13 protein-coding genes are annotated in these 14,303 nt (G+C 68.4%); 4 read left to right on the plus strand and 9 right to left on the minus strand.

The genetic code is table 11. From position 1 onward, the window contains the following. The first annotated feature begins 290 nt into the window (after positions 1 to 290). Positions 291 to 1,430, plus strand: coding sequence for an acyl-CoA dehydrogenase family protein (locus F6Q13_RS02600; RefSeq protein WP_293051822.1), 1,140 nt, complete (start codon positions 291 to 293; stop codon positions 1,428 to 1,430). 5 nt (positions 1,431 to 1,435) lie between these two features. Beyond that, the gene (locus tag F6Q13_RS02605) at positions 1,436 to 2,665 is read left to right on the plus strand and encodes an acyl-CoA dehydrogenase family protein (protein ID WP_293051823.1); all 1,230 of its coding nucleotides are present in this window, start codon (positions 1,436 to 1,438) and stop codon (positions 2,663 to 2,665) included. Between the two features lie 9 nt (positions 2,666 to 2,674). Here F6Q13_RS02605 and F6Q13_RS02610 read toward each other — a convergent pair whose 3' ends face one another. From F6Q13_RS02610 to F6Q13_RS02620, 3 genes are all read right to left on the minus strand, one after another. Continuing rightward, on the minus strand, positions 2,675 to 3,895 hold the full coding sequence (locus F6Q13_RS02610; protein WP_293051824.1) for a CaiB/BaiF CoA-transferase family protein: 1,221 nt from the start codon (positions 3,893 to 3,895) through the stop codon (positions 2,675 to 2,677). Positions 3,896 to 3,971: 76 nt separating this feature from the next. Beyond that, on the minus strand, positions 3,972 to 5,165 hold the full coding sequence (locus F6Q13_RS02615) for an amidohydrolase family protein (protein WP_293051826.1): 1,194 nt from the start codon (positions 5,163 to 5,165) through the stop codon (positions 3,972 to 3,974). A 103-nt stretch (positions 5,166 to 5,268) separates the two neighbouring features. After that, the gene (locus F6Q13_RS02620; protein ID WP_293051827.1) at positions 5,269 to 6,282 is read right to left on the minus strand and encodes a hotdog fold thioesterase; all 1,014 of its coding nucleotides are present in this window, start codon (positions 6,280 to 6,282) and stop codon (positions 5,269 to 5,271) included. 186 nt (positions 6,283 to 6,468) lie between these two features. Between F6Q13_RS02620 and F6Q13_RS02625 the strand changes: the two genes are divergently transcribed. Beyond that, entirely contained in the window at positions 6,469 to 6,801 is a 333-nt protein-coding gene (locus tag F6Q13_RS02625; RefSeq protein WP_293051829.1) for a DUF732 domain-containing protein, read from the plus strand. Positions 6,802 to 6,863: 62 nt separating this feature from the next. On the opposite strand, the gene F6Q13_RS02630 is transcribed toward F6Q13_RS02625, so the two are convergent. From F6Q13_RS02630 to F6Q13_RS02650, 5 genes are read right to left on the minus strand one after another with little or no spacing between them, the layout of a single operon-like run. Beyond that, positions 6,864 to 8,363, minus strand: a complete 1,500-nt coding sequence (locus F6Q13_RS02630; protein ID WP_293051831.1) for a class I adenylate-forming enzyme family protein — start codon at positions 8,361 to 8,363, stop codon at positions 6,864 to 6,866. Then, on the minus strand, positions 8,360 to 9,295 hold the full coding sequence (locus F6Q13_RS02635; protein ID WP_293051833.1) for an acyl-CoA dehydrogenase family protein: 936 nt from the start codon (positions 9,293 to 9,295) through the stop codon (positions 8,360 to 8,362). The genes F6Q13_RS02630 and F6Q13_RS02635 overlap by 4 nt, the downstream gene beginning before the upstream one ends. After that, positions 9,292 to 10,434 (minus strand): acyl-CoA dehydrogenase family protein, encoded by a 1,143-nt coding sequence (locus F6Q13_RS02640; RefSeq protein ID WP_293051835.1) that lies wholly within the window; start codon positions 10,432 to 10,434, stop codon positions 9,292 to 9,294. The genes F6Q13_RS02635 and F6Q13_RS02640 overlap by 4 nt, the downstream gene beginning before the upstream one ends. Positions 10,435 to 10,436: 2 nt before the next feature. Further along, complete coding sequence (locus F6Q13_RS02645) at positions 10,437 to 11,564, minus strand: acyl-CoA dehydrogenase family protein (protein ID WP_293051837.1); 1,128 nt, start codon at positions 11,562 to 11,564, stop codon at positions 10,437 to 10,439. 15 nt (positions 11,565 to 11,579) lie between these two features. Next, positions 11,580 to 12,659 (minus strand): acyl-CoA dehydrogenase family protein, encoded by a 1,080-nt coding sequence (locus F6Q13_RS02650; RefSeq protein WP_293051839.1) that lies wholly within the window; start codon positions 12,657 to 12,659, stop codon positions 11,580 to 11,582. 87 nt (positions 12,660 to 12,746) lie between these two features. On the opposite strand from F6Q13_RS02650, the gene F6Q13_RS02655 reads away from it, so the two are divergent. Next, on the plus strand, positions 12,747 to 13,619 hold the full coding sequence (locus F6Q13_RS02655; protein WP_293051841.1) for an LLM class flavin-dependent oxidoreductase: 873 nt from the start codon (positions 12,747 to 12,749) through the stop codon (positions 13,617 to 13,619). Here the strand turns inward: F6Q13_RS02655 and F6Q13_RS02660 are convergent. Then, positions 13,579 to 14,301 carry an SDR family oxidoreductase gene (locus F6Q13_RS02660; RefSeq protein WP_293051844.1) on the minus strand — a complete coding sequence of 241 codons (723 nt, stop codon included), beginning with the start codon at positions 14,299 to 14,301 and terminating at the stop codon, positions 13,579 to 13,581. The genes F6Q13_RS02655 and F6Q13_RS02660 overlap by 41 nt on opposite strands. Positions 14,302 to 14,303: the final 2 nt, after the last annotated feature.

A 14,303-nucleotide genomic window follows, 5' to 3' on the forward strand; every position in this document is an offset into this window, starting at 1 on the left:
GCAGTCGGATGGCCCGGGCCCGGGCCCGGGCCGCGGCGGCCAGCGCTTCGGCCGCGGCGGCCTCGGCCTCGGCCTGCTCGGCCAGTGCCATCGCCTCGGCGTGAGTCATGGCGGCGTCGGCGTGGTCGTTGGTGTCGTCGTCGACGTCAGCCATGGCGACCCTGTATCGGCGTCATTGTCGATCGAACTCCGGTATCTCTTGCGGTATTGCTCATTGCTACCATCGGTGGCACCAGTGAACCCCGACTGGGACCGAGCGGCGAAGGAAGGCCAGGAAGGCGCTAGTTCCTATGACTGCCGTCGACTCCCCCGAAAAGATACTCTTTACCACCACCACTGAAGCGTTTCTGCAGAAAGAGGTTCCGCTGAGCCGGGTGCGCGAGTTGCACGCCGCCGGTGTCTCCTTCGACCCAAGTTGGTGGCGACGGGCCGCTGAGCTGGGCTGGACCGCTTTGCTGGTGCCCGAGGAGCTCGGCGGCGGCGCTGTCTCAGGCAACGGCGTCGCCGATCTGGCGCTGGTCGCCGAACAGCTCGGCAAGACCGTCGCGCCCGGGCCGCTGTATCCGGTGAGCACCGTGCTTGCCGGACTGGTCGACTGCAGCGAACCCACTGTCCATGCCGACACGATTGCCGGGCTGATCTCCGGTGACATCGTGGCATCGTGGGCCGTCTACGAACCGGGCCGGGGCTGGCAACCGCACGAGCCGTCGGTGACGGCCACCGCGACCGCTTCGGGCTACCGCATCGACGGGGTCAAGGACCGGGTGGAGGCGGGCGCACAGAGCCAGGTGCTGTCGGTGGTGGCGCGCTGCGACGACGGCCTGCGCCAGTTTCTGGTGCCCACGGACGCCACCGGGGTGCGGATCACGGCGCAGCGATCGATCGATCTGGTCAAGCATTACGCCCGGGTGGAATTCGACGGGGTGGCAGTGGCGGCCTCTGCGGCGGTCGGCAGCGCCGCCGAAGCCGCCGCCCTCATCGATCGCCAAAGCCACATCGCCCAGGTGCTGCAGTGCGCCGAAGTCGTCGGCATCCTGCAGACCGTGTTCGACTTCACCGTGCAGTGGGCCCTGGACCGGCACACCTTCGGCCGCCCGCTGGCCTCCTACCAGGCGCTCAAGCACCGCTTTGCCGACATGAAGATGTGGTTGGAGGCGTGCCGGGCGACGACGGCCGCCGCGGTCGCCGACATCGCCGCACGCTCACCGGATGCCGGCCTGTCGGCCAGTATCGCCAAGTCCTACGTCGGAGAAATGGCAGGTCAGATCGTGCAGGGCTGCGTGCAGATGCACGGGGGCCTGGGTGTCACCTGGGAACACGACCTGCACGTGTACCTGCGGCGGGTGGTGCTGTACCGGTCGATGTTCGGCACCCCCGAAGAGCACAACCTGCGGGTGTACGCCGGCGCGGAAGCCGCGAGATCGGCCTGATGGACATGGCCGGCGAGTCTGTCGAGGAGTTCCGCGCCCGGGCCAGGGCGTGGCTGGCCGACAACATGCCGCGCATCGACCCGGCATCGCCGCCGCCGATGTACCGCGATGACGAACGCTGCTGGCAACGGGCCCGCGAATTGCAAAAGCGGCTCTATGAAGGCGGATTCGCCGGAATCTGTTTTCCCCGCGAGTACGGTGGCCTGGGGCTGGATTACCAATACCAGAAGGCGTTCGACGAGGAGAGCCTCGGCTACGAAATGCCGCTGATCCTCAACACGCCGACGTTCACCATCTGCTGCGCGACGCTGCTCGACACCGCGAGCGAGGAGCAGAAGAAGCGCCACATCGGCGCCGCGTTGCGCGGCGACGAGGTGCTGGTGCAGCTGCTGTCCGAGCCCAGCGGCGGGTCGGATCTGGCCGGCGTGATCACGCGCGCCGACCGGGTCGGCGATCGTTGGGTGATCAATGGGGCAAAGACGTGGAGCTCCAGCGCATTTGCCGCTGACTACGGGTTGTGTTTGGCCCGCACCGACTGGGATGTGCCCAAGCACGAGGGGCTGACCATGTTTTTGGTGCCGATCGCTCATCCCGGAATCACGTTGCGGCGGATCACTCAACTCAACGGGTCGACGGAATTCTGTGAGGAGTTCCTCGACGGCGTCGACGTCGGTGATGACGCGGTGGTCGGTGAGGTGAACAAGGGCTGGGCGGTGGCGTCGCGGCAGCTGTATCACGAGCGCCGCGCGGTGGGTCAGGGCTCGGAATTCGCCAGCGGCGGCAGCAACGAAGGCGGCCACTCCAGGCCGGTGGACTATGTGGCGCTGGCACGCAAGACCGGGCAGGCCGACAACGAGCGGGTACGCGAGATGGCCGGTCGGGTGCTGGTGCACCGCGCGGTCAGCGACCAGCTGGTCGACCACGTGTATCACAGCGTGCGCGACGGCACGTTGCCGCCGGCCGCCGGCACGCTGATCCGGCTGTTTCACGCCGAGACCATGACGCTGGACATGGACACCGGACTGGCGATCACCGGAACAGCAGGGGTCGTCGGCGAACCGGGCGAGGGCCTGGAGACCGGTCTGCGGTATCTGACCCGGCAGGCGATCTGTTTGGGCGGCGGCAGCGTCGAGATGGCCCGCAACGTGATCGGCGAGCGGGTGCTGAACTTTCCCCGCGAGTACGCCGCGGATCGCGGGGTGCCGTTCAGCCAGGTGCGGCGCGGGCGCGGCTGACGTCGACGGTCACAAGATGGCGCCGCTGTCCTTGGCGGCGGCGATCTCGTCCCAGTCGAAACCGAGTTCCAGCAGGATCTCCTCGGTGTGCTGGCCGTGTTCGGGTGCGCGGGCCGGGCCGGGCGGTGTCTGGTCGAACTGTACTGGGGCGGCCACCATGTGGTACTCGACGCCGTGGTCGTCGGCGTTGGCGACGAGGTAGCCGTTGGGTCGGGCCTGCGGGTCGGCCAGCACTTCTCGCGGAGTTGCCAGCGGTGCCCAGACCCCCGGTTCGTCGGCCAGGGCCCGACGCCAGTGCGCCAGGTCGTGCTCGGCAAACCTGGCAGCGAGCAGTGCGGTGGCTTCGGCGGCGTTGGCGACCAGGTTCGCGGCCGGCACGAAACGCTCGTCGGTCGCCAACTCGGGCAATCCGATTCGTCGGCAGAATCCGGCCCAGTATTTGTCCGGTTGCAGAAATACCAGCTGGATCCACCGGCCGTCTTTGGTCTTGAATCTGTTGACCACCGGATTGATCGCCAGCCCCGGGGGAGCCCCCGGGATGCCGTCGACGTCGAAGAGATCGGCAACGCAGATCGACGGCGCGATGCTCCACATCGCCTGGGCCAGCAGCGAGGAGTCCACGACCGTCGGCTCACCGGTGCGCTCCCGGTGGAACAGCGCCGCGCACACCCCGCCGGCCAGGGTCACTCCGGCCTGGAGGTCGCCGAACGCCGGGCCCTGCACGGCAGGATGTTCGGTGCCCAGCGGGGTCAGCGTGTAGGCCACTCCGCCGCGCGCCAGGTAGGTCGCGGCGTCGAATCCGCCCCGATCACGGTCGGGCCCCCGCACCCCCAACCCGGTGCCCCGCGCGATGATGATGTTCGGGTTGAACGCCCGGATGTCCTCGACGGTGAGCCGGGCGCGTTCCAGTGCCGCGGGCAGCCAGTTGGTCAGCAGCACATCGGCGTCGGCCAGCAGTCGGCCGAAGATCCGGCGACCGGTGTCGGTCTTGAGATCGACTGCGATGCTCCGTTTGCCGCGGTTACCGATCTCGAGCATGAAATCGGCGTCGGCCCGTGCTGCCTGCCGGGTGAACCCGCCGACCACGAGCGCCCGTCCCGGGTCGCCGGTGCCGACACTTTCCACCTTGATGACGTCGGCGCCCCAATCCGCGAGCACCACGCCCGCTGCCGGAACGTAGGTCCACGACGCCAGTTCGACGACGCGGACGCCACTGAGCACGCCGGGCATATGTTGTACCTTTCACTCCGCTCGCCGTGCAGACCGCAGCGCGGCCGGACTCATCCCGGCCGCGCTACGGCAACACTCAGGCCGAAACCGGTTTGGCGACCTTCATCAGCTCCATCATGTTGCCGCCCATGATCTTCTCGACATCTGGCTGGTCGAGCCCGGCGAGTTCGTCGACGAAGGTGAGTGGGTCGGCCAGCCCTTCGGGGTGCGGCCAGTCCGACCCGAACACCACCCGGTCGGAGCCCACCATTTTCACGATGTCGACGAAGTTGTCCTCCCAGAACGGGCTGACGTAGATGCAGCGCTTGAACGTCTCGATGGGATCCTCGCTGAAACCGTTCGGCATCTTCTTGTAGACGCCCTTGAGCGCTTTGAACAGGTGCGGCACCCATTCGGCGCCGTTTTCGATCGACAGGATCCGCACCTCGGGGTTGCGGGACAGCGCTCCGTGGCAGATCAATGCGCTCAAGGTGTCTTCGATCGGGCGGTGGCCCATCACCAGCATCCGGAACGGGGTCGGCCGGAACGGCAGAAATTCCGAACCGGGTTCCCACACGTTCGCGAACTCGGTGTAGCCGCTGTCCGAGGCGTGCATCGACACCGGGATTCCGGCCTTGACGCAGGCTTGCCAGAACGGGTCGAACTCCTCGAGTCCGGGGGACCGGGTGCCGCGGTAGCCCGGCACCGGAGCCGGCCGGACCAGCACCGTGCGCGCGCCCCGCGCCAGACACCACTCGAGTTCCTCGAGGGCGCGCTCGACGATCGGCAAGGTGATGACCGGGGTGGCGAAGATGCGGTCCTGATAGTTGAACGACCACGTCTCGTACATCCACTGGTTGAGCGCGTGGATGACGTCGTGGATGAGCTCGGGGTCGTCTTTCATGCGCTCCTCGACCAGGCTGGCCAGAGTCGGGAACATCAGCGCGTAGTCGACGCCGAGCTCGTCCATGACCTCCAGCCGCGGGCCGGGTTCGCGAAACGCCGGGATCGCCTTCATCGGCTCGCCCATCATCTCGCGGTAGCTCTTGCCCCCGCTGCCGTGACGGAAGTACTCCTCCTGCGCGCCGGGCCGGGCCACCACGTCGAACGTCGGGTTGGGGATGTAGTCGCTGATGTGGCCGCGCACCACGATCTTGGTGCGGCCCCGGACCTGCACGTAGTCGATCACGTGCTTGCGGTTGTCCGGCAGAAACTTCGTCAGCGCGTCCTGGGTCTCATACATGTGGTTGTCGGCGTCGAAGACCGGAAAGGACAGTGTGCGGGACGGCATGGTGACTCCTTGTCCTGGGATAGTTCTTGTCGTGGATGGTTCCGGAGCGTGTGGTAATGACGTTACCACCCGGGTCGATCCCCGTGGAAGGCCGATCACGAAGTCACGTCCGGCCGTCCTCACCGCGCTGCACGACGGCGAAGTTCACCGTGGCGGTCGCGGCCAGTTCGTCGTCGTCGCTGCGGAAGATGTCCACCTGCGTGACGATGGCCCGCCGGCCGGCTCGCAGCACCCGGGCCACTGCCCGCGCCGACCCGGCGGTGATCGGCCGCAGATAGCGCACGAACAGGTCGGCGGTCGTCAGAGCGGAACCGGCCGGCAGGTAGTTCAGCCCCAGTCGCCCGCCGGCCACGTCGGCCAGCGTCGCGATCAGCCCGCCCTGAACGGCCCCTGCGGTATTGACGACCTGAGGGCTGACCGGTAGCTCCATCGCGCATTCGTCGGGGCGATCAGCCTCCCGCAGCCCAATCTGGTCGAACAGCTCACCCAGTGTCGCTGCCGGCACCGTCCGGTCGTCGCCGGCACCGAGCGCGCGGATGCAGAACTCGTACAACTGGGCGGCGTCGATCGGCGCCCCGGTCAGCTCCGCACCCAGCCAGTGCAGCCGCACCGCGCCGAGCACGGTCTGTGTCACGATCGCCGCGGCGGCCCCGACATCGAGTCCCGGCGCGAACAACCCCTCGGTGATGCCGCGCGCGATGATGTCGCGAATCAGCTGGTGCAGCGGAGAGAGCACCCGAGCGTAGTCGCGGGGGCGGGTCTCGGCCAGGTGCTGGTTGTAGAGGCTCAACGCCCGATTGAGGCTGTCCTGGGTGCTCGATTGCGGGTGGGCGCTGATCCGGTCGATCAACAACTTCATCGCCGCTGTGCTGTCCAGGCCGGTGGTCTCGGCGCGCCAGGTCCGCGCCGTGTGGGCCATCGTCCGGTCCAACAGCGCCAGCAGCAATTCGTCTTTGCTGGAAAAATGCTGGTAGAAAGCCCGCAGCGAGGTCTTGGAGCGGGCGACGACTTCTTGCACGGTGAAATCGGTGCGTCCGGTCTCACCCAAAATCTCGACTGCGGTCTTGATGAAACGCTCACCGCGCGTTGCTTCGGCTTCGCGTTCCGGGCCGCTCATGGCGCTTCTCCTGTCCTGGGTGCGGGTAGAGAATGAGGTTACCGCGCTGCGGGCCCGGTCGTGACCGACAGTGACTGGCGATCGGCCCGGGCAAAGCCGTGTTGCGTGTGTTACAAGATTGTTGCCTCCCATTAAAAGATAGTTGCCTGCCGGGTGAAGTCGGGTGACGGCGGCGATGATCGGGTCATGCGATCTCGACAAGTGCTGGCGGTCACGGTCGCCGCAATTGCCCTGGCCGCTCCGGCCCACGCCGACGACCAAGCCGTCCTCGACCAAGCCATCCCCGGTCAAGCCGTGCCCGACCAGGCCTTCCTGGCCGATCTCGACCACGCGGGAATCCGCTACCAGGACTCGGGCCAGGCCGTCACCGCCGGACAGACGGTCTGCTCGTTGAAGGCCAGCGGCGTGACCGACGACGACCTCGTCTCGCACCTGACGGATCAAAATCCGGGTTTTGCCCAGGAGAAGGCCGCCAAGTTCACCAAGATCGCGACGACCAATTACTGCCCCGGGGGATAGTCCACCCGGTGTGAGGGCGGCGACCGCTTGAATCCCGCTTGAATCCAAGGCGGTCGGCACGCTTAGCCGCCGCGGGCCTCGATCATCGCCGAGCGATTGACCTTGGTGGCCGCCGTGCGAGGAATCTCGTCGACGAACTCGACCGTCTTGGGGACCTTGTATCCGGCCAGCCGGGTCTTGGCGTAGCGGATCACCTCCTGCTCGGTCAGCGGCCGGCCGGGATCGGCGAGTTGCACCACCGCGTGGACGCGGCGGCCCCACTGCGGATCGGCGAGTCCGATCACGACGACGTCGGCGATTCCGTCGTGCTCGGCCAGTGCGGATTCCACCTCTGCCGGAAAGACGTTGGCGCCGCCGGTGACGATCATGTCAGTACGCCGGTCGGCGACGTAGAGATAGCCGTCGGCGTCGAGGTGACCGATGTCGCCGGCCGACCGGAATCCGTCGGGCGTCGACGGCAGCGGCGGCGCGCCACCCAGATAGCGATATCCGGCGCTCATCGGCGATCGCAGATAGATCTCGCCGCGCTCCCCGGGCCCGAGCGGGTTGCCGTGCGGGTCGAGAATACGGATCTCGGTGTCCCGGAAGCCGCGTCCGACACTGCCGGGATGGGCCAACCATTCGTCGCCGCGCAACGCGGTCAACCCGAGGTTCTCGGTCATCCCGTAGGCCATCACCACCTGCTGCGGGCTGAGCAGGTCGAACCATGTGTGCAACAGCGCCGGTGGCATCACCGCGGCGCCCTGCAGGATCCAGACCACGCTGGAGAAATCGCGCCGGTGGATGCCGGGCACGGCGGCGATACGGGCCAACATTGTCGGTGTGGCAGTGAAGTTGGTGATCCGGTAGTGCTCGATCGCCTCGACAACAGTTGCGGCGTCGAATTTTTCGAGCATCACCAAGCGGTCGCCGCCCAACAGGTAGCCCAGTGTGGCAAAGCCATTGGTGTGATACATCGGGCCGGGCACCAGAATCGTCTGCGGCTGGGCCACCGGTGTCCAGGCAGCCAGAAACGGTGTGGACAACAGCGGCGTCCACAACGCGGGTGCCAGGTTGAGGATCACTTTGGGCAGCCCGGTCGATCCGCTGCTGCAGATACCGTTGACGTTGGGGGACACCGCTTCCGGCAGCGGGGCAGCGGGCTGGCCGGCGGCCGATGCGGCCAGTCGTGCCCGGTGGTGTTCGTCGAGCAGGACGGCGGGCCGGATCACCTGCAGCACTCGCGAGCGCTCCCATTCGGGAAGATCCCAGCGCATCGGGACCGGGACCGCACCGATTTTCCAGCATCCCAGCGCCGCGCAAACCAGGTGCTCGGAGTTGGGGATCGCCAGCGCAACAAGCGAACCGGTTTCCGCACCGGCAGCGGCGAGTGCGCGTCCCCATTGATTGGCCCGCGCGTCGAGGTCGGCAAAGCTGAGCGAGCGTGCAGCGCCGCCGGCGGCCACGGTGATCAGAGCCGGTTGGTCGCCGAGCCGGGCGGCGAGCTCGTGCAACTGCGTCCCGAACGGGACGCCGCCCTCGTGGCGGAGAGGAGTTCCGGTCGCCAGGGGTCCGGCGCTCACGCGTGCTCCGGCACCGAGAACAGCGTCTCCAGTCGACCGCTGCGCACGTCGGGCAGCAACCGCAGCGCGAGCACCTCGGTGCTGACCGGCAGTCGGATCAGCGGCTGGGTGTGGCGGTCGAGCACGCTGACGTCGGACTCGTCGCAAAAACCCAGGGCACCCAGCAATTGGTGCGCGATCCGCAACACCTGCCGGGCGGTGTCGGCGGCTTTGAGCCGCAGAACCAGCGCGTCCGCCGAGCGGACCTGCGCCGGTGCGCAGTCGAGCCGCCAGGTCGTGTACTTGGCCAGTTCGTCAAGCCCGCGCACCGACACCGCCGCGTCGGCGATGGCGAACCGGACGGCCTGGAAGTCGGCCAACGGCTTGCCGAACTGGATTCTGGTGCGCACGTGCGCGGCGGCGAGGTCCAGTAACCGCTGCACGGCGCCCAGGATCCGCCACGCCCCCAGCACCAGGTGGGTGTCGATGTCGGCGGCGGGCACCCTGCCCTCGGGTCCGCGCAGGGTGGCCGGAACCAGAAACGGCCCGAGTTTGGCGTCGGTTCGTGACGACGGCTGCGGGTGGTAGCGCGCGCCGTCGAGGTCCGCGGCGATCCAGGCGCCGGGCAGGTCTCCGTGGTCGATGCGCGGCGCCGCGGGATCGATGAGGGTCAGTCGGGCGCCGTCGATGGCCAGCAGTTCCTCGACGAGCGGGTAGGGCACCGCGGCGGCGCCCGCGGCCTGGCACAGCACCGCGGCGGCCAGCAGGTCCTCGCCACCGGAACGCACGTGCAGGTCGAACGCACCGAGGTCGTTCAGCGCGCGCCCTGCCTCATCGCGGACGGCGTCGTCGGTTTCGGCGCGCAGCGCCGCCCGGGGGCCGCCCAAGGCGGCGAACCGCTGGGCGGCGACGGCGGCGAACTCGGCGATATCTTCGGGCAGGGCGGTGTTCATCGGTGCTCACCCAAGACGTCTCGGGCCACGAGCATGCGCTGAACCTCGATAGTTCCCGACGCGACGGTGGCGGCCTGAGCGTAACGCCAATGGTCTTCGGCCGCTCCGTGCAGGCGCGCCGCGTAGCCACTGTCCAGGGCGGCCGGCCCCAGCACGTCGAACAGCAGCTCGGCGACCTGCTGGTCGCACGTGGTCGTCGCGATGCGCGCGGCGCTGGCCGCCGCTCCGGCCGACGGGTCGTCTTGCAAGGACACCGCCCGGTAGGCCAGCAGTCGAGCGACCCGCAAGTCAACCAGGGCCCGCACCCAGCGGGCGCGGATCGATTCGGGCAAGGCGTCCCAGTCGTCGCCGAGGTCGGTCTGCATCCGCGCCAGCAGCGATTCGCACCGGGCATACCGGGCGATGCCGACCCGCTCGAACGCGAGCGCCTCCCGCATCACCTGCCAACCGCCGCCGACCTCGCCGAGAACCTCCTCGGCAAACACCTCGTCGAAGAACACCTCGTTGAGGTGGTGGGGCCCCAACATCGACCGGATCGGGCGCACGGTGATGCCCGGCCGATCCATGGGCACGAGGAACAGCGTGAGCCGGTTGGGCTTGGGCGCCTCCGGATCGGTGCACGCCGCCACCACACACCACGATGCCATCTGTGCGTAGGAGGTCCAGACTTTCTGGCCGGTGATGCGCCAGCCGTGCCCGTCGGGTACGGCCCGGGTCCGCAGCGACGCCAGATCTGTTCCGGCCTCCGGCTCGGAGAAGCCCTGGCACCAGATCACCTCGCCGGCGGCGATGGCCGACAGGTGACGCTTCTTCTGCTCCGGGGTGCCGTAGCGCATCAGCGCCGGCCCTACCCAGTTGATCCCCATGTATTGCGCACCGCGAGGCTCGTGATGGGCCCACATCTCCTCGCGCAGCACGGTCTGTTGCCATACCGAACCGCCCCCGCCGCCGTGTTCTTTCGGCCAGGCCAGAGCCAGCAGACCGTCGGAAGCCAGCAGCTTGCAGAACGATTCGGTGGTCGCCAGATCGCGCGGGTCGTCGGTGCAGGCACCCAGGAAGCCTTCCGGGATGTGCGCGGAAATCATTGCGCGCAAGCGTTTTCTGAGGTCGGCGGCGTCCGCGCCGAGGTCGTAATCCATGGTCATCCCTTCGGCAGTCCGAGCAGCCGCTCGGCGATGATGTTGCGCTGGATCTCCGATGTCCCGCCGTAGATCGTCGCAGCCAGTGCGTCTTGTCGTTCAAACAGCAGGTGCGGATCGCCGATCGCGTGTGGCCCGGCCGCGGCGGCGCTTAGCTCCCAAACCCGTTGCAGTGTCACCGAGCCCAGCAGTTTGAGGATGTCGGCTTCCGGACTGGGCTGGTTGGCGAGTTCGTTGTGCAGCGCTCGGTAGCCGGTGGCTCGCAGCGCTTCGGCGTCGGCCAGCAGCGCGCCCAGCTCGGCGAGGACGTCAGCGCTGTCGTGCCCGAGCGTGTGCAGTTGTGCTGCGTCTCGGACGGACGCGAGACCCCGCTGGATCTCGACCCAGTTCATGATCCAGATCATCTGGCGTTCGTGGTGCAGCGAGGCCAGAGCGACGTGCCATCCACCGTTGCAGGGACCCAGCAGGTTGGCCACCGGCACTTCGACGTCGTCGAGCAGAACCTCGCAGAACGTCTCATCGGACACCGACGCCATCCGGATGGGCTCGATCCGCACACCGGGTGACTGCAGATCGAGGATGAGGCAGGAGATGCCGCGGTGCTTGGGCGCGGCCGGATCAGTGCGGGCATAGAGCATGCACCACCGGGACAGGTGCGCCTGGGTGGTCCAGATCTTCCTGCCGTTGACCCGGAAAACGTCGCTGCCGGGGCCGACGCGCTCGGCGCGGGTACGCAGCGCGGCGAAATCGGATCCGGCTTCGGGCTCGGACATGCCCAGCGCCCACCACTCGTCGCCGCGCAGCAGCGGCACCAGCAGACGGTCGATCTGCTCGGGCGTGCCGAACCGGCGAATCGCGGGTGCCGCGACGTTGGGCCCGGCGATGTTGGGCAGCTTGGGCGCCGACCGCACCGCGGCCCGCAGCCGGATCTCCATCGCCGCGCGCAGCCCCAGTTCGCGGCCGCCGTGTGCCCGCGGCCAGGTCGGCTGCAGCCAGCCGGCCTCGAAGGCGGCCCGCTGATAGTCGCGACGCAGCACCGAGTCCCAGCGGTAGTGCTGGTACCGCTCGGTGTAGTCGGCCGGCAGGAAATCCGTCAGCCAGCGGTCGAATTCGGCAACCACCTCGGTCATGGGCGGCACTCCTTCTCAGCGCTCGCCCGCATCGTCGCCGGCCCATCGGCGACCGACGTCGTGGTAGAGGCCATGACTGTCGCCCAGTGCCGCGGCGGTTTGCCAGGCGTGCCGTAGATACAGATGCACATCGTGCTCCCAGGTTTGGGCGATGGCGCCGTGCACCTGAACCGCGGTGCGCGCGCAGCCGACCGCCGCGTCGCCGGCGGCCGCCTTGGCCAGTGCCGCGGCAATCCAGCCGGCCGCCGGGGTAGTGCCCGGATCGTCGAGACGGGCCGCCGCCGCATAGGTGAGGCTGCGCGCGCGCTCGAGGCTGACGTAGTTGTCAGCCAGGGCGTGTTTGACACCCTGGAAGGCGCCGATCGGCTTGCCGAACTGCTCGCGCGATTTCGCATGCTCGACGGAGCGGGCCAGGGCAGCGCCGGCCACCCCGACCAGATCGGCGGCGGCGGCCATCAGCGGTGTCCCCAGCGCGGCTTGGAGGTCGACCGGCGCGGTCAGGACCGGAATGGTGTCGATGTCGACGTCGGCGACCGGCTGGGCCGGATTGATGCAGTCGACCGGTGTCACGGCGACGCCGTCACCGGTGTGCGCGACCGCGACGACGACCCCGTCGCCATCCGCGGCGAGCGTGACGACCAGCTCGGCGCGGCACAACTCGGCAACCGCGACAGCGCGCCCCCGCAACCGGCCCCGCTGCAGCGTCATCGGCACGCCGGGCAGCCGCGCTCCGGGCGGGTGAACGGCCAGCGCGGCGACGGCACCGCCGCCGATCTGGTGCAGCACCTCATCGGCGGCCGGGCCGGCGGCCCGCAATGCGCCGGCGGCCAGACCGACGCTGGACAGCAACGGTATCGGCGCGATCGCCGCACCGCACTCTTCGGCCACCACGGCCAGATCGAGGCGGCCGAAGTCGTCGGCGCCGGGCCTGGCGAGTTCGGTCCAACCCAGATCGACGACCGTTTTCCACAGGGGGCGCCAGCGTTCCGGGTCCGTCATCGCCTGGCGGGCAACGCCGGGCGGGCACTCGGTGCGCAAGACGTCGCGCACGGCGTCGCGCAGCGCCAGCTGCCCGGAATTCAGTCCGACGTCCATACCACCCCTAACATAGTAAAAATAGTAAACTAGCCGGACCGACGTCAATCGCGGTCGGACAGCGGCGGCTTTATAGGGTGACCTGCTATGGCCGAGTGGTATCTGTTCCTGCCACAACTGCGTTTGGCCCTCGCCGAGATCGTCGACCGCGCACGCCACGCCGAGGCCAGCGGGTTCGACGGCATCGCATTCATCGACCATCTCGAGGCGCCCGGAATGCCCGATGAAACCATCTGGGAAGCAATGACTGTGGCAACCCTGGTGGCCGCCGCCACCGAACGGTTGCGGATCGGTCACCTGGTGCTCTGCGACGCGTTCCGGCACCCGGCAGTACTGGCCAAACAAGCCGTCACCCTCTCGGCGGCGTCGAACGGCAGATTCGAGCTCGGCCTGGGCTCCGGCTCCTGGCCCGAGGAACTCGTCAGATTCGAGGTCGGCCAGCGGGATCCGAGAGCCAGGGTCGAGCAACTCGAACGCCACCTCGATTTGCTCAGACAGTACTGGGGTCAGGGCGACGACCCCGGCCGACGTCAAAATCCGCGCCCGGAGTTCCCGATACCGCTGGTTGTCGGGGGCACCGGGCGCCGCACTATGGAACTTGTTCGCCGTTACGCAGATTGGTGGAACCTGCCCGCCAACCACATCGACCGCCTGGCGCGGCTGGCCCCCGCCGCGGCCCCGGCGCGGTTGTCGGTGCAGCAAATGGTGGGGTTCGTGCGATCCGGGGCCGACCCGGCCACGGTGCGCGAGGTGAGCACCCGGCGTTTCGGGTATCTGGGCCCGGGCCTGGTCTGCGGCGACGCCGAGGCACTGGGCCGGCATTTCGCCGGCCTGGCCGCCCAGGGCGTCGAGCGTTTTTACGTCTGGTTCGCCGACTTCGCTGCGCCGGAATCCCTGCACGAATTCGGCGAATCGGTGATCAAGGCTTTCCCCGTTCGGCCCGGAGGCGAGCCGCGGTAGGCACCACCGGTTCACGGGCGAACGGACCGCGGCGTACCGCGTCCAGCCGGATCTCGGGTAGATCCACCGACGGGTCGACGGTGTCCAGCCAGGCGACGGTCTTGGCGACGTCACCGACCTGGATCGCATACATCTCAAACGGAACATCTTGCAGCATCGGGGTTTCCACCGGACCGGGCGTCACGATATGGACGCTGATGCCATCGCGGTCGACTTCGCGCGCCAGTGCCCGGGCGAACGCGTTCAGCCCGGCCTTGGACGCCGAGTAGGCGGTGCGTGCCGGCATCGGCTCATGGGCGGCCGACGAGGAGATGAACACCAGTCGCGAGCCGGCCCGCATCCGCGGCAACACGGCGGCGGTCACCACGAAGCAGGAGTCGAGGTTGGCCGAGATGATCGCCCGCCACTGCTGGAACGTCTGCTTGCGCGCGTAAGTGCCGTCGAGGATGCCGGCGGCATGGACCACCAGGTCGATTGTCTGCAAGGGGCGGATCGCCTCCTCGAAGCCGACCGGGTCGGCGGCGTCGGCCACGAGGTAACGTGCGCCGATTTCGTCGGCCGCTGCCCGCAACGGACCGGCGCGCCGCGCCGCCAGCACCACGTCGTATCCACGCTCGCGCAGCGCCACTGCACACGCCTTGCCGATCCCACCGCTGCCGCCGGTAACCAATGCGGTTCGCACCG

Source organism: Mycobacterium sp. (assembly GCF_008709575.1).
In the GTDB taxonomy this organism is placed as follows: domain Bacteria; phylum Actinomycetota; class Actinomycetes; order Mycobacteriales; family Mycobacteriaceae; genus Mycobacterium.